Below are 24,968 nucleotides of genomic sequence, written 5' to 3'. Positions count from 1 at the left end.
GGTTCCTTCCTTCCAGGACGGCCGCTTTCGCCAACCGCCCTGACGCATGGCCTGGTTGTCCGCCATGGGGGCTGGTCGGGCCCCAGTTCGAACCCTGATGGACGAGTCATGTCCATGTAAAGCCCAAATCATGGGATTCCACGCAAAGCAGGGCAATACTTTGCCAATCCCCACCACTCGGTGATCGAGGAGTCACCAACTGTGTGCCAGTAGTGGAGATGTGACGGGACGGAAGAAGGTTGCCCCACGTGAATGTGACTCATCTCGCATCCAGGGCCACGGCCCTGGGCGCGGTCGCGCTCTGTCTGCTCCCGGCGCCCGCGCACGCCGCCGCCCCCGCGCGCCCCGACGTCACGGGTGTCGACACCGCCCTGCGCACCGCGCTGAGACAGGGCGCGCCCGGCGCGATCGCGCGGATCGACGACGACGGCACGGTCCGGCAACTCGCCGTCGGCGTCGCCGACCGACGGAGCGGACGGGCCATCAGCAACGCGGACCGGTTCCGTATCGGCAGCGTCACCAAGGTCTTCTCGGCGGTCGTGCTGCTCCAACTGGCCGACGAGAAGAAACTGGAGCTGGACGCCCCGGTCGACCGCTATCTGCCGGGCCTGCTGCCCGACCGCCGCATCACGGTACGGCAGGTGCTGGGCCACCGCAGCGGCCTGTACGACTACACCAACGACATGTTCGCGAAGTCGGTCTCCGGCTTCGAGGCCGTGCGCACCAGGGTCTTCACCTACCGCCAGCTCGTGGACCGCTCACTGCGGCACACCCGCACCAACGCTCCGGGGACCGCGTACGCGTACTCAAACACCAACTTCGTCGTCGCCGGGATGCTCATCGAGAAACTGACCGGTCACTCCGTGCGCACCGAGTACGAGAACCGCATCATCAAGCCGCTGAACCTGCGCGACACGTTCTACGTGCACCCCGGCACGACCATCCCCGGCAGACACACGAACGGCTATCTCACCCCGGACACGGCGGGCGCGCCCCTGGTGGACGCGACCGAGCAGACCGTCTCCTGGGCGCAGAGCGCGGGCGCGCTCATCTCCAGCACCCGCGACCTCGACACGTTCCTGTCGGCCCTGCTCCGCGGCCGTCTCACCTCGGCCGCCCAGCTGCGTCAGATGGAGCACATGCTCCCGGTCAACAGCACCCAGGCGTACGGCCTCGGCCTGCGCCGCCGCGACCTGTCCTGTGGCGTCTCGGTGTACGGCCACACGGGCGCCGTCCAGGGCTACTACACCTACGCCTTCGCCACCAAGGACGGCCGGCGCACTCTCACGGCCCTGGTCAACACCTCCAACAACGGCGCCGTGCACAACACGATGCTGGGCACGCTGGAGTCGGCGTTCTGCGGCAAGCCGGCGAAGGTGCGGCGGGGTGCGGCGGTCCTGGAACGCCAGGGGGACGCCGCCTGGGGGCTCGCCGGGCAGTGACCGCCCGGCGGGGAACCCTCCCGTTCCGATGGGCGTTGCCCCGATGAGCCCCTCCTTCGGGGCCGAGGGCGACGACACCGGGGCGGTGACATGAGCGAGTTGGTCCCCGGGGGCAACATGCCCCTCCCGGGCGGCGCCGTGACCGTCCGGGTCCCCGGCCCCTTCGACGTCTCCGCGCTCATCACGGACGACGGCGGCAGGGTCCGCGGCGACGCCGACTTCGTGTTCTACAACCAGCCCTCCGCTCCCGGCGCCCGCCTCGACGGCGACACGCTCACCGTCGACCCGGCGAGGCTGCGCGCCGGGGCCACCCGCGTCACGGTGGTGGTCAGCCCTGCCGACCCCGGCACCCCCCTGGGCCGGCTCCCGGCACCCACCCTCCACCTGGACGGACCCGGCGCCCACCCCCTGGCCCGCTTCACCCCGCCCCCGCCACGCCAGGAGACGGTGCTGCTGCTCGCGGAGCTCTACCGGCGGGCCGGCGGCTGGAAGCTGCGCGCCCTGGGGCAGGGGTACGCGGACGGACTCGCCGGGATCGCACGGGACTTCGGGGTCGACGTGACCGACGACGGGACGACCGCGGTGCCGCCCGTCGCCTCCGTACCGCCGCCCTCTCCCGCGCGCGCCACGCCGTCAGCGCCCTTCCCGTCACCCCGCTCCTCCCCCGACCCCGGCGGCTGGCTCAGCCTCGTCAACTCCGCCCGCGCCGCGGCCGGTTGCCCGCCCGTCTCCCCTGATGCCCGTCTCGCCACCGCCGCGCACGCCCACGTCGGCGCCCTGGCCGCCGCGGGGCGGCTCGGAGTCGAGGGGCCGGACGGCGTCTCGCTGTACCAGCGGGTGACGGCTGCCGGATACCCGTACATCACGGTCGGCGAGCACCTGGTCTCCGGCCCGCGCACCGCCTCCGAGTTCATCGACTACGTGCTGGGCGACGAACAGTCCCGGCGCACCCTGCTCGACCCGGCCTTCACCCACGCGAGCGTCGAACACGCCCGCTCCGGCGACACCTTCTGGACCGCCGTGTGGGCGAGGCCCTTCACACCCGGCGACCTGACACGCACGGCCACGCAGGTCGTCGAACGCACCAACCGCGAGCGCGCCGGGGCCGGCCTGCCTCCCCTGGCCGTCGATCCCGTCCTGACGTCCGCGGCGCAGGCGCACAGCGCCGACATGATGGCCCGTGCCTTCTACTCCCACACCTCCCCGGAAGGACGTCAGCCGTGGGACCGGGCGGCCGCCGCGGGCTCCACCCGCCGCACGATCGGCGAGAACATAGCCTGCGGTCAGCGTTCCCCGGCCGAGGTCGTGGACGGCTGGATGCACAGCCCGGGCCACCGCGCCAACATCCTCAAGCCCGATTTCACCCACATCGGCGTCGGGTTCGCCGGTGGCGGCCCCAAGGGGACGTACTGGACACAGCTCTTCGGCGCCTGACCACCGAAAACCCGTGACGGTCGTGATCTTGGCGGAATGAATCGCTCCGGGACAGGATGCCCGCATGAAGGGTTCCCTCTTTTCCAGCGAGCACATGGTCCAGCCGGCGACCCAGGCGGGTATGTCGGTCGAGAACGCCAAGTGCATCAAGTACGCGGTCAACGGCGAGATGCTCGCCCGTCAGGGCGCGATGATCGCCTATCGCGGCAGCCTCCAGTTCGAGCGCAAGGGCCAGGGCGTGGGCGGCATGCTCAAGCGCGCGGTCACCGGTGAGGGGCTGCCCCTGATGTCGGTGCGCGGGCAGGGCGAGGCGTGGTTCGCGCACGAGGCGCAGAACTGTTTCATCGTCGACGTCGACCCCGGCGACGAGTTCACCGTCAACGGCCGCAACGTCCTGTGCTTCGACGCCTCCCTGTCGTACCGGATCGCGACCGTCAAGGGCGCGGGCATAGCCGGCGGCGGCCTGTTCAACAGCGTCTTCACCGGGCAGGGCAGGCTGGGCCTGGTGTGCGAGGGCAACCCGCTGGTCATCCCGGTCTCCCCGCAGTACCCGGTGTACGTCGACACGGACGCGGTGGTCGGCTGGACGGCCGGTCTGCAGACCTCCTTGCACCGTTCGCAGTCCATCGGCTCGATGCTGCGCGGCGGCTCGGGCGAGGCGGTCCAGCTGATGCTGCAGGGCGACGGCTGTGTGGTCGTACGGCCGAGCGAGGCGACGCCGCAGAAGGCCCAGCAGCACTGAGTTCCACGCCGAGGGGGAGTTACCGGCGGGAACATGTGGCGGCCTGAATTGGGGTCGGACGTAGGGCACTTCCGGAATTCCCCCAACAGCGCATGAACAAATAGGGGCGTGCGCCGGTGAGTTGAGGATGCATTGAACACGCACCGGCGCACTTCTCGTACCTCTTGTGAAAGGTGAGAGCCAGGGGTTCAACGAGGGATGACCATGGTCAAGGCGCATGTCTTCACACACGAGTTGGTTGCCGGAAGGTATCGGCTCGTCGACGTCGTCCACCGCGAGGCGAACCGGGTCTGCTGGTACGGCAAGGCCGCCGACGGCGCTGCCCAGCGTCCTTATCTGCTCACCCAGATCGACTTCCCGGCGGACCCTGACAACGATTCCGCGCTGCGCACCACCGCCCGCATCATGCGTATGTCCGAGACGATGGGACTGCTGTGCCCCGGCGCGGTGGCGACCGTCGTGGACGCCGTGGAGGAGAACGGCACCCTATGGATCGTGACCGACTGGATCGACGGCACGCCGCTCGGCGAACTCCTCGCCCAGGAAGGCACGTTCAACTATGTGCGGGCGGCCCGCATCGGTCTGGAGCTGCTGGACGTGCTGGAGGCGGCGCACGGCCAGGGCATCACCCACGGCGAGCTCAGCCCCGGACAGGTGTTCGTGCGGGACCGGGGTTCGGTCGTGGTCACGGGCTTCGGCCTGGCCGGCGCCACCCTGGCACCCCGGCTGACGGCGCCGTCGTACGCCTCCCCCGAACAGGCCCGCGACGAGCGGATCGGGCCCGCGGCGGACCTCTGGGCGCTCGGCGCGATCCTTTACACCATGGTCGAGGGCCGCCCGCCGTTCCGGGACCGGGACCGGCCCGAGGCCACGCTGAAGGGCGTGGACCGCCTGCCGCTGCGCACGCCGGTGCACGCGGGCCCGCTCACCCAGACCGTGCTGGGCCTGCTGCGCAAGAACTCCCGGGAACGGCTGACCCGTCCGGTGGTCCGCGAGGCCCTCCAGCGGGTCCTGACCGAGGATCCCGGCACGCTCGCGCAGAGCGCGCCCAGGCCCCGGCTGCGCGGCAACTACACCGCCGCCTGGCACGCGGCCCCGCCGTGGGGCAGGCGCGCCATGGCGGCCGGCACCGCCCTGGCCGTGGTCACCGTGGCAGTCGCCGCGCTGGCCGCCACCCACCGGCTGCCGGGCCTCGGCACGGCCTCGCCCGAAGGCGCGCCCCGGCCCTCCCCCTCCGTCTCCGCGCCTGAGAGCCGCACCGACGGCACGACCGCTCCCTCTCCTTCCGCGACCCCCTCCACCTCCCCGTCGGTGATCTCGCCGTCTCCCTCGGGATCGCCGTCGGCCTCGGCCCTGCCGCCGGCGTTCGTCCGCTACTCCGCACCCGAGGGCTTCTCCGTCGACCTCCCCAAGGGCTGGAAGCGGGTGGACACCCACCGCGTGGGCGACCTCTCGTACCGCGTGACCTTCGGCGCGAGCGGAGATCCGCGCACCCTGGCGATCACCTACAGCACCGTCCTGGGCCCCGACCCGGTCGCCGTATGGCGCGACGACGTCGAGCCGGAGCTGCAGAAGGAGGTCGGCTACCAGCGGATCGGCGAGATCAAGGCGACGACCTACCAGGGCCACAAGGCCGCCGACATGGAGTGGCGCTCCACCGTCGACGGCACCCGGGTGCGCACCTTCGGGCGCGGCTTCCTGCTGGGCGGCGGCCGCGGGTTCTCGCTGCGGTGGACGACTCCGAACGCCGAGTGGGACACCTCCGCCAATCAGCAGGCACTGGCGACCCTCCTGCGGACGTTCAGTCCGTCGTCAGGCTGACGGCCGCGGCGCCCGCAGCGCGCGCAGGGGCGGGTGGTGCAGCGGGGAGGTGTGCCAGTGGGCCGTGAACGTGCGGTCCGAAAGAGTGCACGTCACGGTCAGGCGGTGCGGTGTCTCCAGGAACACGATGTCCACGGTGAGGATGCCGGCGTCGGTCCAGCCGCCGCTGACCGCGGTGGGCAGCGGCCCGTCGGTGACCGTCCAGCCGGTCCCCAGGCGCAGGTCGAGGGGGTGGCCGTCCTCGGTGAGCCGCAGCTCCCAGCCGCCGTCGGCGGCCGTCACCGTGACCGAGCCCAGCTTCGGCTGCTCGGCGCAGACACCGCCGAGCGGGGTGAACGCGGCACCGGACCATTCCCCCGCACGCTCGGGCGGTGCCGGCTTCCCGGTGACCGGAGGCAGAGAGAGCCGGGCCAGGCGCTCCCGCAGGGCCGTGTCCTCGTGCTCCCTGCCGGACAGCGGCTCCGGTCCGAAGGCCGGCAGCAGGTGCTCCCAGACGAGATCGAGGACCTGCTGCATCCGCTCGGTCGCCGCGGTCGTCGCTATCACGGCGTCGTGCTCGGGCAGCACGAGGCAGAACTGCCCGTAGGCGCCGTCGCCGCGATATCCGTGCCGCGCGATCCAGAACTGGAAGCCGTAGCCCTGCTGCCAGTCCGACAGCGCTCCCTCGGCCGTACCGTCACCGTTGTCGACGTGCGGGCGCGTGGCCTCGGCCACCCAGCCCTCGGGCAGCAGCCGCTCGCCCTCCCACACCCCGTCCCGCAGATACAGCAGGCCGAGCCGGGCGATGGCGTCGGTGGTGGCGTGCAGCCCGCTGAAGCCCAGTTCCCGGCCATTGCGGTCGCGCAGCCAGGCCACCTCGCCGATGCCGAGCGGGTCCAGCAGCCGCGGACGGAGATACTCGGTCAGCGGCTGCCCAGTGACGCGCTGCACGATCGCGGCGAGGGTGTACGTCGCGGGCTGGTTGTAGGCGAACACGGTCCCGGGGTCGCGCTCGGGCGGGACCAGCAGGAAGCCCCGCACCACTTCGCCCGGGTCGAGGGCGAACGCCCGCTCGTAGGTCTCGCCCTCGTGCCCGCTGGCCATGGACGCCACGTGCCGCACCAGCATCGCCCGGCTGCGCGGGTCGGTGATGTCGGCCTCGAACTCCGGGAAGTAGGAGATCACCGGTTCGTCGAAGTTCAGCAGGCCCTCGCCGGCGGCGATCCCGGCGGCCGTCGCGGTGAAGCTCTTGCTGAGGGAGTACAGCAGGTGCGGACGCCCCGGCGTGTACGGCGCCCACCAGCCGGCGGACACCAGGCGGCCGTGCCGCAGGATCATCAGGCTGTGCGGCTCGATCTCGGGATCGGCTTCGAGGGCGTCGAGGAAGGCGTGGACACCGGTGGCGTCGACGCCCTGGGCGGCGGGGGTACTGGACGGCAGCGGGCTGGGGTTCATGAGGGCATCCTGCCTGGTGGGCCGCGCCGGATCGAGAGGCCGTTTTCCGTCGCCGGTGCAGGGGACTCGGGCGTCATGGTACGAATCGGATACACGATGATGACCGAGCAGGCCGGCCCTCGTGAACTGGTCGACCACGTGGTGCGGGCCGAGCAGGCCGGTTACGACTTCTCGGTGACCTCGGACCACTACTTTCCGTGGCTGCGCTCGCAGGGGCACTCGCCGTACGCGTGGAGCGTCCTGGGCGCGGCGGCCCAGGCGACCTCGCGCATTCCGCTGATGACCTACGTGACCTGTCCGACCGTCCGCTACCACCCGGCGATCGTGGCGCAGAAGGCGGCGACGCTGCAGTTGCTGTCCGAGGGCCGCTTCCGGCTCGGGCTCGGCGCCGGCGAGAACCTCAACGAGCATGTGGTGGGCGGCGGCTGGCCGTCGGTCGACGTGCGCCACGAGATGCTGGAGGAGGCCGTCCAGATCATCCGGGCGCTGTTCGAGGGCGGCCATGTCAACCACCGCGGCACGCACTTCGACGTGGAGTCGGCCCGGCTGTGGGATCTGCCGGACGAGCCGCCGCCGATCGGTGTCGCCGTCTCCGGCGAGCAGTCCTGCGCGCTGGCGGGCCGGCTCGCCGACCTGGTGATCGCCACCGAACCCAAGGCCGGGCTGCTGGAGTCGTTCGACCGGCACGGCGGCGAGGGCAAGCCGCGGGTGGGTCAGCTGCCCGTCTGCCACGACCCCGACCGGGACACCGCGATCAAGCGCGCGCACTCCCAGTTCCGCTGGTTCGGCAGCGGCTGGAAGGTCAACTCCGAACTGCCGCACCCGGACGCGTTCGAGGCCGCGACGCAGTTCGTGACTCCGGACGACGTCGCCGAGTCGATCCCGTGCGGGGACGACCCGGAGGACTTCGTCGAGGCCGTACGGCCGTATGCCGAGGCCGGGTTCGGGGAGATCGCGCTGGTGCAGATCGGCGGCGAATCGCAGCCGGCGTATCTGGACTGGGCGGAGAAGACGCTGCTGCCCGCACTGCGGGACGCGTTCGGCTGACGCGGCGCGCGCCACCACCGGCGCCTCACAAAGCGACGTCAACGGGTGCATATAGGCTGCCGGTCTGCACTTCCGCAGTCCGACCAGCTTTGCACAGGAGAGTCATCGGTGACACTGGCGATCGACCCTGCCGAGACGTCCGAGCCGTCCCCCGCGCCCCTGTCCGACCTCGTGGCGCGGGACGCGCGCGAGTTCGGAGTCTACGCGCGGACCGGTGGATGGGCCTTCGGCCTGATGGTGGCGCGCAGCGTACGGCCCGGCGGTCAGGGCGCGGAGGAGACGGCGAAGGTTTCCGCGAAGGAGTTCGCGGAACTGGCGGCCTGCTCCCCGGAGCGCGTGATGCGCTACTACAAGGCCTGGGACCGGGCCGCCGACGACGGCATGGTGCCGCACTTCGAGGCACTCGCGCCGGGCCAGGAGGTGGAACTGCCGGACGCCGACGTGTGGCTGAGCTACTACGTCTCCCGTAACAGCGCCACCTCCGAGCGTGGCACCGCCATCGCCGAGGCCGCCGAGGCCGAGGGCATCCGGCCCACGAAGGCGCTGGAGGTCGCCGAGAACCCCACCGCGCTGCGCGCCGCGATCCTCGCCGACCCCTCCACCGCCCGGGCGGCCCAACAGGCACTGCTCGACCGGGTGCGCGAAGACCCGGAACTGCAGGCCGAGTTGGCGCGGGACGTGGTCCGCACGGACGATCTGAAGAAGGCCGTCGCCAGCGAGAGCAGGTCGGCCGACCGGATCGGCTACGTGCGCCAGATCGCCGAGTCCGGCCAGGTCAGGACGCCCGCCGGGCAGACCATCGACGCCCCGGCCGACCTGCGCCAGGAGGCCGAGCGGCATCTGTCGCTCATTGACGAACTGGAGGACGACGAGGACACCGGCGACTGGGCCACCGAGGCCTACGACACCATGAAGTCCCTGGTCGCCGAGGCCGTGGAGGCCGATCCCGAACTGCGCGTCCAGGAACGGCGCACGAAGTTCTACAGCAGCCTGCAGAAGGCCACGAAGGCCTTCGAGGAGCTCACCTTCGACGACGTCCAGGACTTCGTCGAGGACGACATGGTCCAGCGCCTGGAGGAGCTCCAGCAGGCCATCACCGGCTGCCTGACGGCCCTGCGCGGCGCGAAGGGCTGAGCGGTCCCGCTACCCGGGCGGCGCTGAGTAGCCGTACTCATGCCGCCGCCCGCCCGCTCCGCCAGCATGGGGGCTCCTGACCAAGAGGAGCCTCCATGACCGCTGTTGTGCACTCCGCCCTCCCCCGCCGGCCTCTGCCCGCCGTGGCCGCCGCCGTTGTGGTCGTCGGCATGGCCCTTTCGGCCTGGGGCGCACGGGAGCGCGGGACCTGGTTCCTGGAGACGGTGTGGGTGCTCGTCGGGCTGCCGCTCGTCGTGCTCGCCTGGCGGCGCTTCCCGCTGACGAACCTGCTGTGCTGTCTGCTGGCCGCGCACGCCCTGGTCCTCGCGGTGGGCGGCCACTACACCTACGCGCAGGTGCCGCTCGGCGACTGGGTGCGGGACACCCTCGGGCTGGCCCGCAATCCGTACGACCGCTTCGGGCACCTCATGCAGGGCTTCGTCCCGGCGGTGCTGGTACGGGAGCTGCTCTGCCGCACCTCCCCGCTGCGGGGCAGCCGCTGGCTGGCGCCGCTGACCGTGTGCGCTTGCCTGGCCTTCAGTGCCGTCTTCGAGATGCTGGAGTGGCTGGCCGCGGTGGTCGGTGGGCATTCCGCGGACGCCTTCCTGGCCACCCAGGGCGATGTGTGGGACACCCAGTGGGACATGTTCTGCGCGCTGATCGGCGCCACCGTCTCGGTGCTGGTCCTCCCGCGCCTTCACGACCGCCAGCTCGACGCGCTCGCCCTCACTTCGTCGTATGACGGCGCCGCGTCCACATCGGGACCACGAACCAGCACAGGGCGTACCACGCGACCACTGCGGTGACGATCCACGGCACGGCCTCGTTGTGGGTGGCCACCCGCAGGATCAGCAGCAGGGAGGAGGTCATCGTGGCCAGCAACAGGAGCAGGCCCACGAAGGTCATCCGCGAGGCCCACTCGACAGCCTCGGCCTTGACCCGCTGTCCGGAGACCAGGCGGTGCAGGGAGACCGGCCCGATCAGCGCCCCGGTCGCGGCGGCGCCCAGCACCACGGTCACGATGTAGATGGTCTTGTCGGTGTCCTCCAGCGAGGCGTACTTCTGCTGGAACACGACGGTCAGCAGGAAGCCGAACAGGATCTGCACCCCCGTCTGGGCGACCCTGACCTCCTGGATCAGGTCACTCCACTTGCGGTCGGCCCTCTCCTCGTCGGTCTCGTGCCTCCCCCACTCGTTCACACCTGACTCGTTCTCCGTGGCAGGCACTGTTCCTCCCGGCGTGTTCGCCCCCGACACCGTCGCCTTCCGTGTTCCCGCAAAGTCCGCGATTGATCGTCCCCGGGACGAACCACCGCTGTTTGGGCGATCACGGGACGGTTACACGGAGGCCATGGTGTACGACGACCAGCGGAGGGATCCGACGCCCATGTCCGGTACCGAGCTCACGGTCACCCTCAGCGGCGCCACCGCCGCCGACGCGCGCGCGGTCGTGCGGGTCCTGGAGCCCGCCTTCGGGCAGGCGAAGGAGGAACCGCCCAAGGACGAGGACGTCACGGTCCACACGGCACGGTTCGAACACGATCCCGCGGACCGGCCGACCGAGCCCGCGACGGGCGGCCCGGGCCATCTGTCCGGGGCGGTGACGGTGACCGTGCAGGGCGCCCCGGATGCGGTGGCGCTGGCGCGCGAGTCGCTCACCCACGCCTTCACGGCCCAGGACCAGGGCTCGGTCTCCGGCGACCAGGAGCAGGAGTGGCAGCTGCTCCTGGAGCCGTGACCGGTTCCCCGGGCCCTACCAGCGGACCTCGACCTGGTCCTTGATCCGACGGTCGTAGAGATCGCGGATCGCGCCGAGCGTCTGCTCCGGCAGCTCCGGCAGCTTCGCCGCGGCCGCGTTGGCGCGGGCCTGCTCGGGCGAGCGGGCGCCGGGGATCACGGTGGTCACGCCCGGCTGCTGGACGATCCAGCGCAGGGCGAGCTGGGCCGGGGTGTACCCCTCGGGCACCAGGGCGGAGAACTCGGCGGCCGCCTCGACGCCGGTCGTGTAGTCGACGCCGGAGAAGGTTTCGCCGACGTCGAAGGACTCGCCGTGCCGGTTGTAGGTGCGGTGGTCGTTGGCGGGGAAGACGGTGTCCTTGGTGTACTTGCCCGACAGCAGCCCGGAAGCCAGCGGGACGCGGGCGATGATGCCGACGCCGGCCTCCCGCGCGGCCGGCAGCACCTCCCGCAGCGGCTTCATGCGGAACGGGTTGAGGATGATCTGCACGCTCGCCACACCCGGCCGGGCGATCGCGGTCAGCGCCTCGGCGCAGGTCTCCACGCTCACCCCGTACGCGGCGATCCGCTCCTCCTCGACCAGGGTGTCCAGGGCGTCGAAGACCTCGTCGGTGGAGTAGACGGGCGTGGGCGGGCAGTGCAGCTGGACCAGGTCGATGCGGTCGACGCCCAGGTTGCGCCGCGAACGGTCGTTCCAGGCACGGAAGTTGTCCAGGACGTAGTTCTCCGGGAGCTGTTCGACCCGCCGGCCCATCTTGGTGGCGACCAGCACATGCAGGTCCGGCCGGCCGGCGAGGAAGGCGGCGATGGTCTGCTCGCTGCGCCCGTCGCCGTAGACGTCGGCGGTGTCGAAGAAGGTCACCCCCGATTCGGCCGCCGCCTCCAGCACCGCGAGGGCTTCCTTGTCGTCGACGTCTCCCCAGTCGGCGCCCAGCTGCCATGTTCCGAGACCGACGACGGATGCGTGCTGATTCGACCTGCCGAAAGTGCGCTCGTCCATGACGTCAGTCTGTCATTCGTGACACCGGTGCGCGGAACGGGCCGCTCCGGTGCAGCATGTGGGAAGCATTCACTCACATGGGTGATGCATGCCGACAGCGGGTCGACTCGTGTCAACCGCCGCCTAGCGTGGCCCCGTGACAGATCGTTCAGTGAGCAACCACCCCACCGTCGCTGCCGACGACCCGTCCTTCAGCCGCCGCGCCTTTGTGCTGTCGGCCGCCGCGTTGGCCGCCGTTCCCGTCCTGATCGCGGCCGATCCCGCGGTCGCGGCCGAGGAGCTGCCGGGCTTCCCCGAGGACGTCGACCTCTACCGCTCGGCGTACCGCAACTGGGTCGGCGAGATCACCGCCGACGGACTGTGGGCCTGCGCGCCGACCGGCCCCGAGCAGGTGCCGGCCGTCGTCAACTGGGCCTGGCGGCATGGCTGGACGGTCCGCGCCCGGGGTTGCGCTCACGGCTGGTCACCGCTGACGATCACCGCGGCGACGCCCTCGGACGCGAAGGTCCTCCTCCTCGACACCGTCCCGCACCTGACCGGCCTGTCCCTCGACTCCCCCACCGCCGTCCGGGCCGGCACCGGAGTCACCCTGGAGGCCCTGCTCACCCACCTCGAACAGCACGGGCTCGGTGTCACCGCCGCCCCCGCTCCCGGCGACCTCACGCTCGGCGGCGCCCTGGCCGTCGACGCGCACGGTACGGCCGTACCGGCGCAGGGTGAGAGCCGGCTGCCGGGGCACACGTACGGCTCGCTCAGCAATCTGGTGCTGTCGCTGACGGCGGTCGTGTGGGACGAGGGCGCGGGAGCGTATGTGCTGCGCACCTACCACCGCGACGAGGCGGACAGCGCCGCCCTGCTCACGCATCTCGGCCGCTCCCTGGTGACCGAGGTCGTGCTGCGGGTGGGTGCCAATGTGAACCTGCGGTGCGTGAGCCGTACGGACATCCCGGCCGCGGAACTGTTCGCGGCGCCCGGGTCCGACGGACGCACCCTCGCGAGCTTCCTCGAGCGGGCGGGGCGGGTGGAGGCGATCTGGTTCGCCTTCACGGAGTTCCCCTGGTTCAAGGTCTGGAGCGTGGCACCGACCCGGCCGCTGACCTCGCGGCACGTGACATCGCCGTACAACTACCCCTTCTCCGACAGCGTCCCGACCGTGGTCGCCGACCTCGTGGGGCGCATGACCGCGGACGCGGCCTGGTATCTGGCCCCGGAGCTGGGCACCGCACAGTACACGGTGGCCGCTGCCGGACTCACGGCGACGCTGTCGGCCGACATCTGGGGGCCGTCGAAGAACACGCTGCTCTACATCCGGCCCACGACCCTGCGGGTGACCGCCAACGGGTACGCGGTGCTCACCTCCCGCGCCCAAGTGCAGCGCGTGGTCAGCGAGTTCACGGCCTACTACCGCGAGCGGCTGAGCGCCTACACCGCCGTGGGCCGCTTCCCGGTCAACGGCTCGGTGGAGATCCGGATCACCGGCCTGGACGACCCCGCGGACGCCGAACTCGTCGGCGCCCGGGCCCCGTTGCTGTCGGCGCTGCGGCAGAGCGCGGCACACCCCGAGTGGGACACGGCCGTATGGCTGGATGTGCTGACGCTGCCCGGCACGCCGTACGCCGAGGCGTTCCTTCGGGAGTTGGAGCGGTTCCTGTTGCGCACCTACGACGGGGAGCACGCGCTGACCCGGGTGGAGTGGTCCAAGGGCTGGGCCTACACGGACGAGGCCGTCTGGAGCGATGCGGAGGTACTGGACACGGCCGTGCCCGCCTCGTTCGGCGAGTCCGTGTGGGGTCAGGCGGCCGGGATCCTGGACCGGCTCGACCCGCACCGCGTCTTCGGCAACCCCTTCCTCGACCGGCTGCTGCGTTAACCGGTTGCCCCCGGCGGGCGCCGCTGCGAGGCTGCCGATCATGCCTGACTTCACCGCGCCCGACGGGACCGAACTCGCCTACCACGTCCGCGGGGAGGGCCGGCCGCTGATCTGTCTGCCGGGCGGCCCGATGCAGGCGTCCGCCTATCTGGGCGACCTCGGCGGGCTGTCCGCGCACCGCCGACTGGTGCTGCTGGACTTCCGCGGCACCGGTGAGTCCGCCGCGCCCGAGGACCCGGCCACTTACCGCTGCGACCGTCTCGTCGACGACGTGGAGGCCCTGCGCGAGCACCTCGGCCTCGACACGGTGGACCTCCTCGGCCACTCCGCCGGCACCAACCCGGCCCTGCTGTACGCCACCCGGCACCCGGACCGCGTCGCCAGGCTGGTGCTGGTGACGCCGAGCATGTCGGCCGTCGGCATCACGGTCTTGCCGGAGATCCGGCGCCGCACCGCGCAGCTCAGGCAGGACGAGCCGTGGTTCCCGGTCGCCTTCGCCGCCCTGCGGGACATCACCGCCGGACGCGCGACGGCCGACAGCTGGGACGCCATCGCGCCCTTCCTGTACGGCCGTTGGGACGAGACGGCACGCGCCCACCACGCCGCCGGAGCCGCCCAGAAGAACCAGCGGGCGGCATCCGTCTTCGCCGCGGACGGCGCCTTCGACCCGGACGCCACGCGCGCGGCCCTGGCCGGGTGCACCGCACCGACGCTCGTCCTGGCGGGGCAGGTCGACCTCAACTCCCCCTCCCCCGCCGTCTCCGAGCTCGCCGGCCTCTTCCCCAAGGCGGAGTTCGTCGAGGTGTCCGGCGCCGGGCACTTCCCGTGGCTCGACGATCCGCAGGTGTTCACGGCCGCGACGGCGGGGTTCCTGGCGTGAGGTGCTGCTGTACGAGGGGCGCGTACCGGGCGACCACGTCGTCCAGGTCCGCCGCCCGGACGTGGGTGCCACGGGCGATGCCGTAGATCACGCCGAGGCCGAGCAGGGCGGCGACGGCGAGTTCCGCGCGCAGGCCCGCGTCGGGCCCGGTGAGGCGGGCCGTGAGGCGCTCGGTGACCTGGGTGCGGAAGTTGCCGCGCAGGATGTCGCCCTGTTCGCCGTGCAGGGGCGCGAAGACGATCCGCAGCAGCGGGTCGGCGCCCTGCCGGGACTGGCCGAACAGGACCAGCCGGACCATGTGCCGGCCAAGGTCCTCCAGCGGGGCGTCCAGCAGGGCGTCCGCGTCGGCCTCGAAGGACATCACCCGGGCGAACAGGGCGTCCTTGTTGCCGAAGTACTTCAGGATCAACGGCGGACTGACACCGGCGCGTTCGGCGACCGCCTTCAGCGTGATGTCGGCGTGCGCGTGCCGGGCCAGCAGATGGCGGGCGGCCTTGAGGATGGCCGCCTTGGTGGCCTCGGCGTCGCGGCGGGCGGGAGCGGAGGCGGTGGGGGGAGTGCTCACGGCACTCATGCTCCCTCCAGTGCCTCGTCCCGTGAGCCCCGGGTGCGGCCGCGGGCCCGGCGTGTCCCGCCGTCGGCGGAGTCGCCCGGGATGGTCAGCGCCGTCGCGGCGGCGGCCAGCGCGATCGCGCCCGCCATCGCGAACGCCATCAGATAGCCGTGCAGGGTCGGCACCGGCAGCCCGCCGACCGGGCTGGTGTGGTGCACCAGGACGGCGGCGACGGCGGCGCTGGAGGTGGCCTGGCCGATGGTGCGCATCAGGACGTTGACGCCGTTGGCGGAGGCGGTCTGCCCGGCCGGGACGGCGCGCAGGATCAGGGTGGGCAGGGCCGAGTAGGCGAGGGTGGTGCCGATGGACACGACCGTCGCCCCCAGGATGATCATCCACAGGTCGCGGCTGTCGGCGATGCGCACCACGTAGCCGCAGGCGATGACCGCGGCTCCGAGCGCGAGCGTGATCCGCGGTCCGCGCGCCGCGGAGATACGGGCCGAGACGGGTGAGAACAGCAGCATGGTGACGCCGCCGGGCAGCAGGCACAGACCGGTCTGCACGATCGAGAGCCCGAGGCCGTAGCCGGTGGCCTTGGGCGCCTGGACCAGCTGGGCGGTCACCAGGGAGTTGGCGTAGAAGGCGAATCCGGTGAGCAGCGCCGCCACATGGGACAGACCCACCCGGGGCCGGGAGACCAGGCGCAGGTCGACCAGCGGCCGTTCGGCGCGCAGCTGCTGCCACCACCACAGCGCCATGATGACGACGGAGCCGGCGAACAGGCCCACGACCCGTGCGCTCCCCCAGCCCCACTCACCGCCCTGGGAGACCCCGAGCAGCAGAGAGACCAGCCCCGCCGCCAGACCCAGGGCGCCCACCACGTCGAACCGGCCCGGCTCGCGCGCCGGCGACTCCCTGACCGCCCACCACACCGCCGTCACGCCGAGCGCGCCCAGGGCGCTGGTCAGCCAGAACATGGTGTGCCAGTCGGCGTACTGCACGACGAGCGCGGCCAGCGGCAGGCCCAGGGCGGCGCCGATGCCGACGGTGGAGCTCATCAGGGCCACCGCGGAACCCCGGCGCTCGGGGGGCAGTTCGTCGCGCAGGATGCTGATCGACAGCGGTACGACGGAGGCGGCTGCCCCCTGCAGGGCACGGGCCGTGATCAGTACGGCGATGTCGGAGGACAGGGCGCACATCACCGAGCCGACCGTCATCAGGCCGAGCGCCGCCGTCAGCACCCTGCGCTTGCCGTACATGTCGCCGGCGCGGCCGAGGACCGGGGTGAGAACGGCTCCGGCCAGCAGGGTGGCCGTGACCGTCCAGGAGACCGCGCCCGCCGAGGAGTGCGTGAGGCGGGGAAGGTCCGGCAGCAGCGGTACGACCACCGTCTGCATGACGGCCATGAGGATGCCGCCGAACGCCAGCACCGGGATCGTGAGCCGGTCCCGCAGGGCCCTCGCCGTGGAGGGCTCGGCTATCGGTACTGGCTGGCCCATGGGTACTCCAGTGTGTGGCTGCGGAAAAGAAGCGGTGAATTGCTATTCACCATAGCCGGTGAATAGCCATTCACCCAAGGCCTTTCCGTATGCGGCCACTGAGGAGCAGCTACTTCCGGGAGGCCAGCGCCCGCGCGTGGACGGTCCGGGCGACCTTCGGCCCGAGCCAGCGTTTGAAGCGGCGCAGCGCCTCCAGCTGTCCGGCCGCGCTGTCGAGGCGGTAGTAGAGCTGGGGCGGGACGTACGGCAGCAGGGGCGAGTGGCGCTGGCCGAGCAGGGCGAACATCTGCTGCGGGGGCAGGCCGATGTAGCGCGGCAGGTTCTCGTACCACTGGGCGCTGTAGCGTGCCGCGCTCTGGATGGACAGCAGCTGCGCCTTCCGTTCGCGCTCGTAGTGGGCGAGGGCCCGCGGGAGGTCGGTGTGCGTGCGCAGGGCGCCGGCCAGCGCGATGGCGTCCTCCAGGGCGAGGGTGGTGCCGGCGCCGATCGAGTAGTGGGTGGTGTGGGCGGCGTCCCCCATGAGGACGAGGTTGCCGCGGGACCAGGCGCGGTTGGTGAGGGTGCGGAAGGTCAGCCACTGGGCGCTGCCGTCGGCCGAGGAGCGGCCGATGAGGGGGTGACCGTCCAGGACGTCGGCGAAGAGCTTCTCCAGCAGCGCGAGCCCGTCGGCCTCGCCCGCGGTGTCGAGGCCGAGGCCGCTGAAGGTCTCGGGGGCGCATTCGACGACGCAGGTGCTGCGTTCGGGGCTGAAGCCGTAGCCGTAGCACCAGATCCAGCCGTGGTCGGTCTCGACGAAGGCGAAGGTGAAGGAGTCGAAGACCTTGGTGGTGCCGAGCCAGATGTAGCGGTTGCGGCCGGCCCTGATCTCGGTGCCGAAGTCGTCCTCGTGCCGGGTGCGCAGGGCGCTGTGGACGCCGTCACCGGCGACGACCAGGTCGGCGACGGGCAGGTTGGTGTCGGTGATCTCGTGCTCGAACTCCAGCCGGACGCCGAGGGAGCGGGCACGCGCGGAGAGGATCTCCAGCAGCCGGTGGCGTCCGATGCCGAAGCCCTCGTCGCCGGGGTGCCGGGCCTCCGCGTCGCGTACGCGGGCCACGCCCTCGTTCCAGCTCACGGAGTGCCGCTCCAGGGCGCGGGCCGATTCCGGGTCGTGTTCGTGGAGCTTGTCGAGCAGTCCGCGCCAGTAGGTCACTCCCCAGCCGTAGGTGGAGCCCTCCGGATTGCGCTCGTGGACGGTGATGTCGTGGGACGGGTCCTGCCGCTTGAGCAGGATCGAGAGATACAGGCCGGCGGGCCCGCCGCCGACGCAGGCGACCTTCACGCGCACCCCTTGGAATTACTCAGAGTTTGCAGCTTGCGACGCACAGTAGCAGGACGTCGATGGACGGCTGTTCAACGGAAGGTTCGCCGCGCAGGTCACGGGTACCCGGCCCGCACGCAACCGTCTGAGAACGAAGGAGGGTTTCACCCGTGTCGCAGGTCGAGGAATCCATTGAGGTCGGCGTCCCGGTGCACACCGCCTACAACCAGTGGACGCAGTTCGAGACGTTCCCTGAGTTCATGAACGGCGTGGAGCGCATCGAGCAGCGAACCGACACGCTCACCCACTGGGTGACCAGTGTGAACGGGGTTCACCGGGAGTTCGACGCGGAGATCACCGAACAGATCCCGGACGAGCGGGTCGCCTGGACCACGATCTCCGGGGAGGCCAAGCAGGCCGGGGTGGTGACCTTCCACCGCCTCGACGACACGCACACCAAGGTCATGCTGCAGATGGAGTTCCAGCCCGAGAGCGTCACCGAGAAGGTCGGCGACAAGCTCGGAGTCGTGAAGCGGCAGGCCAAGGGCGACCTGGAGCGCTTCAAGCAGTTCATCGAGAAGCGCGGCCGGGAGACCGGCGAGTGGCGCGGCGCGGTCGTCTGACCCCGTCCGCTAACCGGCTTCCGCCGTACGGCACTCCGGGTGCCCCCAGCCCTGCGCGTTCTTGGTGATCGGCTCCCCGGCCGCGTAGGACCGGCCGCACAGGCAACGGCCGGGGAACTTCGCCTTGATCGTGCGGGACGACGAGCCGCCGCCCTGCCGGGCCCCACCAGGCTTCCGGCGCGGGGCGGCGGCCTTTTTCGGGGTGTCCGGCGAGGGCGGCGGCTCCGGTGAGCCGAGTGCGCTGCCCGCCGGCTCCTGCACGGTCGCCGCCTGACTCGCGGCCCGGTCGGCGAAGTCGTTCAGCGGGTCGCCGTCGACCTGGTGGGCCGGCACGTAACGGAAGTCGACCGAGCGGCCCTGGAGCAGCTCGTCGATGCGCACCACCAGGTCCTGGTTGGCGACCGGTTTGCCGGCCGCCGTCTTCCATCCGTTGCGCTTCCATCCGGGCAGCCAGGTGGTGACCGCCTTCATGGCGTACTGCGAGTCCATCCGGACCTCGAGCGGCACACCCGGGTCGGTCGACGTCAACAGGCGTTCCAGCGCGGTGAGTTCGGCGACGTTGTTGGTGGCCCGGCCCAGCGGTCCGGCCTCCCAGCGAGCCGGGACCTCGGAGTCGTCGGAGACCACCCACGCCCAGCCCGCAGGTCCCGGGTTTCCCTTCGAGGCCCCGTCGCAGGCGGCCACCACACGTTCACGCATGGGCTCGATCATGCCACGGCGGACGGGGCCTTCCGGCACCTCTAGGAGACCTCCTCGGTCCGGGGCATCTCGCCCGCGGTGCGCGTGATGTCGATCACCGAGAAGCTCGCCCCCTGCGGGTCGCTCAGGGCCGCGAACCTGCCGTAGGGGCTGTCCATGGGACCGAAGCGCAGGACTCCGCCGAGCTTGGTCGCCTTGGCGACGGCGTCGTCGCAGTCGGGGACGACGAAGTAGAGGTTGATGTAGGAGGGGATCTCCGGCGGGAACTCCTCGCCCATCCGCATGCGGCCCAGGACCGTGTTGTCGCCGAGGTTGAACATGCGGAAGTCGACCGCGTCGTCGACGATCTGCTGGGCCGTGTACGGGAAGACGGCGCTGAAGAAGGCGTCCGTCCGCTCCGGGTCCCGGGTGAAGACCTCGGCCCAGCCGTAGGCGCCCGGTACCGCGGTCGCCTCGAAGCCCTCGTGGGTGCCGCCCTGCCAGAGGCCGAAGACCGCGCCGCTGGGCTCACGGGCGATGCACATGGTGCCGAACTCGCCGACCTGCATCGGCTCCATCAGCACCTCGCCGCCGTTCTCCCGGATCCTGGCGGCCGTCGCGGCGGCGTCCGCGGAGGCGAAGTACAGGCACCACTGCGACTGGCCTTCCTGGCCGGGCATCGGCGGTACGACGGCGGCGACCGCCTTGCCGTCCGCGTAGGCCTGGGTGTAGTTGCCGTACTCCGACGACGCCTCGCCGAAGGTCCAGCCGAGGACGTCACCGTAGAAGCTCTTGGCTCCCTCGACGTCACCGAACATCGCGTCGGCCCAGCAGGGGGTTCCCTCAGGTTGTACGGCCATGACAGCGGCCCTTTCCCGAATATGCGGATGGTCCGTTTCCTCACGCTAGCCATCCGCCGGTCGAAGCGCGCGCCGAACGCCGGAGTCCGTTCCAGACTGGTCGGGGAGGCTTCCGGTGGGCTGTCGAGGTGACGGACGGGGTGCGGGATGGCGAACGGGACGATGCGGGCGTGGTCGGTGGTGACCCCGGGGCCGGTCGAGGAGGAAGGGGTTCTCCGATTCGTCGAGAAACCGGTTCCGAAGCCCGCCGACGACGAACTGCTCGTGCACGTGCGCGCGTGCGGGGTGTGCCGCACCGATCTGCATGTCGCCGAGGGCGATCTGCCCGTGCACCGGGCCGGGGTGACCCCGGGGCACGAGGTGGTGGGCGTCGTCGCCGGGGTCGGAGCGGCGGTCGAGGGCTTCGCCGCCGGTGACCGGGTCGGCGTGGCCTGGCTGCGGCGAACGGACGGCACCTGCGCCTACTGCTCACGCGGCGCCGAGAACCTGTGCCCAGCCTCGCGCTACACCGGCTGGGACGCCGACGGCGGCTACGCGCAGTACACGACCGTGCCCGCCTCCTTCACCTACCGGCTGCCCGGCGCCCTCGACGACGTGGCGCTCGCGCCGCTGCTGTGCGCGGGGATCATCGGCTACCGCGCGCTGCGCCGGGCCGCGCTGCCGCCGGGCGGACGGCTCGGACTGTACGGCTTCGGGGGCAGCGCCCATCTGTGCGCGCAACTGGCCCTGGCCGAGGGCGCCACCGTGCACGTCCTGACCCGTGGGAGCACGGCACAGCGGCTGGCACTGGAACTCGGCGCCGCCTCCGCACGCGACGCGTACGCGATGCCGCCCGAGCCGCTGGACAGCGCGATCCTGTTCGCCCCGGTCGGCGACCTGGTCCCGGTCGCGCTGCGCGCCCTGGACCGCGGCGGCACTCTCTCCGTCGCGGGCATCCACCTCAGCGACACCCCGCCGCTGCACTACGAGACCGACCTCTTCTACGAGAGGCAGATGCGCAGCGTCACCTCCAACACCCGTGATGACGGCCGGGAGTTCCTCGCCCTGGCCGCCCGGCACGGCGTGCGCGCCACCACCCACGCCTATCCCCTGACGCGGGCCGACCAGGCCCTGCGGGACCTGAAGGCGGGGCGGTTCGACGGAGCCGCGGTCGTGGTGAACGACCTCTCCTGAGCGCCCTCCTCGAAAGGGGCCGCACGGCTCACACGCCCGGCGCGCGATCACCTGCGACGAACCCGCGCGGGACAAGGAGGGGTATGTGCCCCTCCGCTCCGGGAAAACGCCCCCCGCACGCCGTACCAGGGCCGCCGCCATGCCTGTTGGCTTGTACACGCGGTGCGTTCCTGTCAGCCACCGCGCTCTCGTCCTTCTCAACGACCACTCCGCACACCCCTGTTCAGGGAGGGAATGTGTCCGTCCCCGAAAGCACCACCGACAACCCCGCTCCCGACGATCCCGGCGAACCGCAGCTCACCAGCCTCAGCACCCGGGCGGCGCGCCGGCTCACCACGACCACCAAGTCCGAACCGCAGATGCAGGCCATCAGCTCGCGCTGGCTGCTGAAGGCGCTGCCGTGGGTGGACGTCCGGGGCGGCACCTACCGGGTCAACCGGCGCCTGCAGCTGAAGATCGGTCGCGGCCGGGTGCAGTTCGAGCAGAACGGCGCCAACGACATCAAGGTCATCCCCGAGACGCTCACCGAACTGCCGGTGCTGCGCGGCTACTCCGACATCGATGTCCTCAAGGAGGTCGCCACCCGCTTCCGGGTCCGCGAAGTACGTGCCGGACAGGTGCTGTTCGAGGCCGGCCAGCCGGTCACCGAGGCCTATCTGGTGGTGCACGGCAGGTTCACCCGGTACACGGCCGGCAAGTACGGCGAGGAGGAGATCACCGGAGTCGTCACCGACGGCGACCAGATGGGCGACGAGGCCATCGGCCAGTCGGACCCGCTGTGGCTGAGCTCGGTGCGCGCGGAGACGGCGGGCGTGCTGCTGGCGCTGCCCTGGGACGTCGTCACCGAGCTCACCGACCGGGTGCCGTCGCTGGCCGCCCACCTCCAGGCGTTCGCCGAGCGGCAGAAACTCCCGATGAACCGCAAGGGAGAGGCCGACGTCCCCGTCCAGGCGGGCCACGTGGGCGAACCGACGCTGCCCGGCGGGTTCGTCAACTACGACCTCGCCCCGCGCGAGTACGAGCTGTCGCTCACCCAGACCGTGCTGCGGGTGCACACCCGGGTCGCCGACCTCTACAACGACCCGATGAACCAGACCGAGCAGCAACTGCGCCTGACCATCGAGGAGATCCGCGAGCGCCAGGAGTGGGAGCTGGTCAACAACCGGGAGTTCGGGCTGCTGCACAACGTCGACTACGGACAGCGCGTCAGCACCTTCACCGGGCCGCCGACACCGGACGACATGGACGAGTTGCTGGCCATGCGCCGCAAGACCAAGGTGTTCCTCGCCCATCCCAAGGCGATCGCCGCCTTCTTCCGGCAGTGCAACCGCCGCGGACTGGTACCGGGCACGGCGACCGTCGAGGGGCACGAGATTCCCGCCTGGCGCGGGGTGCCGATCCTCCCCTGCAACAAGATCCCGGTCAGCGACCGGCACACCAGCAGCATCATCGCGCTGCGCACCGGCGAGTCCGACCAGGGCGTGATCGGCCTGTTCCAGACCGGCATCCCGGAGGAGTACCAGCCGGGCCTGAACGTGCGGTTCATGGGGATCGACGCGGCCGCGATCATCAGCTACCTGGTCACCGCGTACCACTCGCTCGCCATCCTCGTGCCGGACGCGGCGGGGATCCTGGAGAACGTCCAGATCGGCCGGACGGCCGACTGAGGGTGGAGCACGCGATGAGCACCCCCACGTCCGTCCCGTCCCTGCCGGGGCCGCCGAACCTGGCCCGCACCGTGCGCACCCGGCGTGGCGGCGCGATCCCCGGGCTCAAGTACCGGCCGGTCGTCCCCGCCGACCCCGAGAAGGCCGCGGAGATCGACCGCAGACTGGAGACCTGGGCCCGCGGCCTGGAGCTGTTCCCGGCCGCCTGGAAGGGGGACTTCTCCGGGTTCCAGTTCGGCCGGGCCGTCGTGCTGCAGCATCCTCAGGCGGCCGACCTGGACCGGCTGACCGTGGCCGGGCAGCTGCTGCTCGCCGAGAACCTCGTCGACAGCTGCTACTGCGAGGAGGACGAGGGCCGCGGCGGAGCGCGCCGCGGACTCGGCGGGCCGCTGATCCTGGCCCAGTCGGCGATCGACCCGTACCACGGCACACCCGCCCTGGAGGCCGAGTGGCGCGAGGGCGTCCAGGCCGACGGCCCGCTGCGCTCGTACCACTGGGCCATGAAGGACTTCGCCGCCTTCGCCACCCCCAGCCAGAGCGACCGCTTCGTCCACGACATCGCCCGCCTCCACCTCGGCTATCTCGCGGAGGCCGCCTGGATGGAGACCCGACACGTGCCGCGGGTCTGGGAGTACCTGGTGATGCGGCAGTTCAACAACTTCCGCCCCTGTCTGTCCATCGTCGACGCGGTGGACGGCTACGAACTGCCGGAAGCCGTCTACGCCCGCCCGGAGATCCAGCGGATCACCGCGCTCGCCTGCAACGCCACGACCATCGTCAACGACCTGTACTCCTTCACCAAGGAGCTGGCCAGCGACCCCGACCACCTCAACCTGCCGCAGGTCGTCGCCGCCAACGAGCGGTGCGGGCTGAAGGCCGCCTATCTCAGGGCCGTCGACATCCACAACGAGATCATGACCGCGTTCGAGGACGAGTCGGCCGTTCTGTCCGCCGCCTCGCCCCTCGTGGAGCGCTACGCCCGGAGCCTGTCCGACTGGGTGGCCGGCAACCACGAGTGGCACGCCACCAACACCCACCGCTACCACCTTCCCGACTACTGGTAGGCGCCACCCCGATGAACCATCAGCAACACCACGAGGAGTCACCGTTGACCATCGCCCCCGCCGACACCAGGAACGTCCCGCTGCCGACCCAGTCCACGTACCAGAACCGCGTGGCGGACTACTGGAACGCCGAGGAGAACCCGGTCAACCTCGAACTCGGCAAGCTCGACGACCTCTACCACCACCACTACGGCGTCGGCGCCGCGGACCACTCCGTGCTCGACGAGAGCGACCCCGTGCTGCGCCGTGAGCGGATCACCGCGGAACTGCACCGGCTGGAACACGCCCAGGCCGAACTCCTCGCCGCCCATCTCGGCCCACTCACCCCGGACGACCGGGTCTTCGACGCCGGCTGCGGACGCGGCGGCGGCAGCGTGGTGGCGAACCTGCGCTACGGCTGCCACGCCGACGGCGTGACCATCTCCGCCAAGCAGGCCGCCTTCGCGGGCGAACAGGCCCGCAAACGAGGCATCGACGGCAGGGTGCGCTACCACCACCGCAACATGCTCGACACCGGTTTCGAGACCGGTGCCTACGCCGCGTCGTGGAACAACGAGTCGACCATGTACGTCGAACTGGACCTGCTGTTCGCGGAGCACGCCCGGCTGCTGCGCCGCGGCGGACGCTACGTCGTGATCACCGGCTGCTACAACGACACCTACGGGCGTGCCTCGCGCGAGGTGTCCCTGATCAACGCCCACTACATCTGCGACATCCACCCGCGCTCGGAGTACTTCCGGGCGATGGCCCGCCACCGTCTGGTCCCGGTCCACGTCCAGGACCTGACCGCCGACACCATCCCCTACTGGGAACTGCGCCGCGAGGCGGACCACCTGGTCACCGGCATCGAGGACACGTTCCTGTCCGCGTACCGCAACGGCAGCTTCCAGTACCTGCTGATCGCCGCGGACCGCGTCTGATCCGCGTTCCGGCGCGGGCCCGTGCGGCGGTTGCGACACACATCCCCGCACCGCACGAGCCCGCGCCGAAACTCCCCCCGGGCGGCTCCC

General features: G+C 71.3%; 23 protein-coding genes. 15 read left to right on the top strand and 8 right to left on the bottom strand.

Annotation, left to right across the window (positions count from 1 at the left end):
• Positions 1-239: 239 nt before the first annotated feature.
• The 4 genes from ABZ453_RS21805 (at position 240) to ABZ453_RS21790 (ending at position 5,439) form a co-directional block, all read left to right on the top strand.
• Complete coding sequence (locus ABZ453_RS21805; RefSeq protein ID WP_359016713.1) at positions 240-1,442, top strand: serine hydrolase domain-containing protein; 1,203 nt, start codon at positions 240-242, stop codon at positions 1,440-1,442.
• 90 nt (positions 1,443-1,532) lie between these two features.
• Positions 1,533-2,876: a CAP domain-containing protein gene (locus ABZ453_RS21800; protein ID WP_359016710.1), complete on the top strand. Its 1,344-nt coding sequence runs from the start codon at positions 1,533-1,535 to the stop codon at positions 2,874-2,876.
• Positions 2,877-2,940: 64 nt separating this feature from the next.
• On the top strand, positions 2,941-3,618 hold the full coding sequence (locus ABZ453_RS21795; protein WP_359016708.1) for an AIM24 family protein: 678 nt from the start codon (positions 2,941-2,943) through the stop codon (positions 3,616-3,618).
• Between the two features lie 198 nt (positions 3,619-3,816).
• The gene (locus tag ABZ453_RS21790) at positions 3,817-5,439 is read left to right on the top strand and encodes a serine/threonine-protein kinase (RefSeq protein WP_359016706.1); all 1,623 of its coding nucleotides are present in this window, start codon (positions 3,817-3,819) and stop codon (positions 5,437-5,439) included.
• Here the strand turns inward: ABZ453_RS21790 and ABZ453_RS21785 are convergent.
• Positions 5,431-6,873, bottom strand: coding sequence for a serine hydrolase domain-containing protein (locus tag ABZ453_RS21785; RefSeq protein WP_359016704.1), 1,443 nt, complete (start codon positions 6,871-6,873; stop codon positions 5,431-5,433). The two genes, ABZ453_RS21790 and ABZ453_RS21785, sit on opposite strands and share 9 nt — an antisense overlap.
• Positions 6,874-6,948: 75 nt before the next feature.
• Here ABZ453_RS21785 and ABZ453_RS21780 point away from each other — a divergent pair, with 75 nt between their 5' ends.
• The 3 genes from ABZ453_RS21780 to ABZ453_RS21770 all read left to right on the top strand — a co-directional run bounded on the left by ABZ453_RS21780 (position 6,949) and on the right by ABZ453_RS21770 (position 9,860).
• The gene (locus ABZ453_RS21780; protein ID WP_359016702.1) at positions 6,949-7,920 is read left to right on the top strand and encodes an LLM class F420-dependent oxidoreductase; all 972 of its coding nucleotides are present in this window, start codon (positions 6,949-6,951) and stop codon (positions 7,918-7,920) included.
• Positions 7,921-8,028: 108 nt separating this feature from the next.
• A complete protein-coding gene (locus tag ABZ453_RS21775) occupies positions 8,029-9,054 on the top strand; it encodes a hypothetical protein (protein WP_359016700.1) in 1,026 nt (341 codons plus the stop codon).
• Positions 9,055-9,149: 95 nt separating this feature from the next.
• Positions 9,150-9,860, top strand: coding sequence for a DUF2238 domain-containing protein (locus ABZ453_RS21770; protein ID WP_359016698.1), 711 nt, complete (start codon positions 9,150-9,152; stop codon positions 9,858-9,860).
• On the opposite strand, the gene ABZ453_RS21765 is transcribed toward ABZ453_RS21770, so the two are convergent.
• Positions 9,781-10,254, bottom strand: a complete 474-nt coding sequence (locus ABZ453_RS21765; RefSeq protein WP_359016696.1) for a DUF6328 family protein — start codon at positions 10,252-10,254, stop codon at positions 9,781-9,783. The genes ABZ453_RS21770 and ABZ453_RS21765 overlap by 80 nt on opposite strands.
• A 187-nt stretch (positions 10,255-10,441) precedes the next feature.
• Between ABZ453_RS21765 and ABZ453_RS21760 the strand changes: the two genes are divergently transcribed.
• Entirely contained in the window at positions 10,442-10,792 is a 351-nt protein-coding gene (locus tag ABZ453_RS21760; RefSeq protein WP_359016694.1) for a hypothetical protein, read from the top strand.
• 15 nt (positions 10,793-10,807) lie between these two features.
• Here the strand turns inward: ABZ453_RS21760 and ABZ453_RS21755 are convergent, their stop codons facing one another.
• On the bottom strand, positions 10,808-11,791 hold the full coding sequence (locus ABZ453_RS21755) for an aldo/keto reductase (RefSeq protein ID WP_359016692.1): 984 nt from the start codon (positions 11,789-11,791) through the stop codon (positions 10,808-10,810).
• 136 nt (positions 11,792-11,927) lie between these two features.
• Here ABZ453_RS21755 and ABZ453_RS21750 point away from each other — a divergent pair, with 136 nt between their 5' ends.
• Both ABZ453_RS21750 and ABZ453_RS21745 read left to right on the top strand, forming a co-directional pair.
• Positions 11,928-13,661 (top strand): cholesterol oxidase substrate-binding domain-containing protein, encoded by a 1,734-nt coding sequence (locus ABZ453_RS21750; RefSeq protein WP_359016690.1) that lies wholly within the window; start codon positions 11,928-11,930, stop codon positions 13,659-13,661.
• Positions 13,662-13,701: 40 nt separating this feature from the next.
• Positions 13,702-14,541 (top strand): alpha/beta hydrolase, encoded by an 840-nt coding sequence (locus ABZ453_RS21745; RefSeq protein WP_359016688.1) that lies wholly within the window; start codon positions 13,702-13,704, stop codon positions 14,539-14,541.
• Here the strand turns inward: ABZ453_RS21745 and ABZ453_RS21740 are convergent.
• From ABZ453_RS21740 to ABZ453_RS21730, 3 genes are all read right to left on the bottom strand, one after another.
• Positions 14,510-15,115, bottom strand: coding sequence for a TetR family transcriptional regulator (locus tag ABZ453_RS21740; RefSeq protein ID WP_359016686.1), 606 nt, complete (start codon positions 15,113-15,115; stop codon positions 14,510-14,512). The two genes, ABZ453_RS21745 and ABZ453_RS21740, sit on opposite strands and share 32 nt — an antisense overlap.
• Entirely contained in the window at positions 15,112-16,593 is a 1,482-nt protein-coding gene (locus ABZ453_RS21735; protein WP_359016684.1) for an MFS transporter, read from the bottom strand. The genes ABZ453_RS21740 and ABZ453_RS21735 overlap by 4 nt, the downstream gene beginning before the upstream one ends.
• Positions 16,594-16,702: 109 nt before the next feature.
• A complete protein-coding gene (locus ABZ453_RS21730; protein ID WP_359016682.1) occupies positions 16,703-17,914 on the bottom strand; it encodes an FAD-dependent monooxygenase in 1,212 nt (403 codons plus the stop codon).
• Between the two features lie 149 nt (positions 17,915-18,063).
• On the opposite strand from ABZ453_RS21730, the gene ABZ453_RS21725 reads away from it, so the two are divergent.
• Entirely contained in the window at positions 18,064-18,516 is a 453-nt protein-coding gene (locus ABZ453_RS21725) for an SRPBCC family protein (protein WP_359016680.1), read from the top strand.
• 9 nt (positions 18,517-18,525) lie between these two features.
• On the opposite strand, the gene ABZ453_RS21720 is transcribed toward ABZ453_RS21725, so the two are convergent.
• On the bottom strand, positions 18,526-19,227 hold the full coding sequence (locus ABZ453_RS21720) for a ribonuclease H (protein WP_359016826.1): 702 nt from the start codon (positions 19,225-19,227) through the stop codon (positions 18,526-18,528).
• 29 nt (positions 19,228-19,256) lie between these two features.
• The gene (locus ABZ453_RS21715; protein ID WP_359016678.1) at positions 19,257-20,054 is read right to left on the bottom strand and encodes a VOC family protein; all 798 of its coding nucleotides are present in this window, start codon (positions 20,052-20,054) and stop codon (positions 19,257-19,259) included.
• 162 nt (positions 20,055-20,216) lie between these two features.
• Here ABZ453_RS21715 and ABZ453_RS21710 point away from each other — a divergent pair, with 162 nt between their 5' ends.
• The 4 genes from ABZ453_RS21710 to ABZ453_RS21695 all read left to right on the top strand — a co-directional run bounded on the left by ABZ453_RS21710 (position 20,217) and on the right by ABZ453_RS21695 (position 24,878).
• On the top strand, positions 20,217-21,227 hold the full coding sequence (locus ABZ453_RS21710; protein WP_359016824.1) for a zinc-binding alcohol dehydrogenase family protein: 1,011 nt from the start codon (positions 20,217-20,219) through the stop codon (positions 21,225-21,227).
• A 236-nt stretch (positions 21,228-21,463) separates the two neighbouring features.
• Entirely contained in the window at positions 21,464-22,894 is a 1,431-nt protein-coding gene (locus ABZ453_RS21705) for a family 2B encapsulin nanocompartment shell protein (protein WP_359016676.1), read from the top strand.
• A gap of 14 nt (positions 22,895-22,908) precedes the next feature.
• Positions 22,909-23,958, top strand: coding sequence for a family 2 encapsulin nanocompartment cargo protein terpene cyclase (locus tag ABZ453_RS21700; protein ID WP_359016674.1), 1,050 nt, complete (start codon positions 22,909-22,911; stop codon positions 23,956-23,958).
• A gap of 44 nt (positions 23,959-24,002) precedes the next feature.
• Complete coding sequence (locus ABZ453_RS21695; protein WP_359016672.1) at positions 24,003-24,878, top strand: geranyl diphosphate 2-C-methyltransferase; 876 nt, start codon at positions 24,003-24,005, stop codon at positions 24,876-24,878.
• Positions 24,879-24,968 lie beyond the last annotated feature (90 nt).

Source organism: Streptomyces sp. NPDC005799, from assembly GCF_040630525.1.
GTDB classification, from domain to species: Bacteria; Actinomycetota; Actinomycetes; order Streptomycetales; family Streptomycetaceae; genus Streptomyces; species Streptomyces griseorubiginosus_B.
Note: the sequence above shows the minus strand (reverse complement) of the source record. Positions and strands in the feature narration are given on the sequence as shown.

Excerpts from the sequence above, each read along its gene's own strand:
- ABZ453_RS21800 (WP_359016710.1), top strand. The coding sequence starts at position 1,533 with ATGAGCGAGTTGGTCCCCGGGGGCAACATGCCCCTCCCGGGCGGCGCC.
- ABZ453_RS21795 (WP_359016708.1), top strand. The coding sequence starts at position 2,941 with ATGAAGGGTTCCCTCTTTTCCAGCGAGCACATGGTCCAGCCGGCGACC.
- ABZ453_RS21790 (WP_359016706.1), top strand. The coding sequence starts at position 3,817 with ATGACCATGGTCAAGGCGCATGTCTTCACACACGAGTTGGTTGCCGGA.
- ABZ453_RS21785 (WP_359016704.1), bottom strand. The coding sequence starts at position 6,873 with ATGAACCCCAGCCCGCTGCCGTCCAGTACCCCCGCCGCCCAGGGCGTC.
- ABZ453_RS21780 (WP_359016702.1), top strand. The coding sequence starts at position 6,949 with ATGGTACGAATCGGATACACGATGATGACCGAGCAGGCCGGCCCTCGT.
- ABZ453_RS21770 (WP_359016698.1), top strand. The coding sequence starts at position 9,150 with ATGACCGCTGTTGTGCACTCCGCCCTCCCCCGCCGGCCTCTGCCCGCC.
- ABZ453_RS21760 (WP_359016694.1), top strand. The coding sequence starts at position 10,442 with ATGTCCGGTACCGAGCTCACGGTCACCCTCAGCGGCGCCACCGCCGCC.
- ABZ453_RS21755 (WP_359016692.1), bottom strand. The coding sequence starts at position 11,791 with ATGGACGAGCGCACTTTCGGCAGGTCGAATCAGCACGCATCCGTCGTC.
- ABZ453_RS21745 (WP_359016688.1), top strand. The coding sequence starts at position 13,702 with ATGCCTGACTTCACCGCGCCCGACGGGACCGAACTCGCCTACCACGTC.
- ABZ453_RS21740 (WP_359016686.1), bottom strand. The coding sequence starts at position 15,115 with ATGAGTGCCGTGAGCACTCCCCCCACCGCCTCCGCTCCCGCCCGCCGC.
- ABZ453_RS21735 (WP_359016684.1), bottom strand. The coding sequence starts at position 16,593 with ATGGGCCAGCCAGTACCGATAGCCGAGCCCTCCACGGCGAGGGCCCTG.
- ABZ453_RS21720 (WP_359016826.1), bottom strand. The coding sequence starts at position 19,227 with ATGATCGAGCCCATGCGTGAACGTGTGGTGGCCGCCTGCGACGGGGCC.
- ABZ453_RS21715 (WP_359016678.1), bottom strand. The coding sequence starts at position 20,054 with ATGGCCGTACAACCTGAGGGAACCCCCTGCTGGGCCGACGCGATGTTC.
- ABZ453_RS21710 (WP_359016824.1), top strand. The coding sequence starts at position 20,217 with ATGCGGGCGTGGTCGGTGGTGACCCCGGGGCCGGTCGAGGAGGAAGGG.
- ABZ453_RS21700 (WP_359016674.1), top strand. The coding sequence starts at position 22,909 with ATGAGCACCCCCACGTCCGTCCCGTCCCTGCCGGGGCCGCCGAACCTG.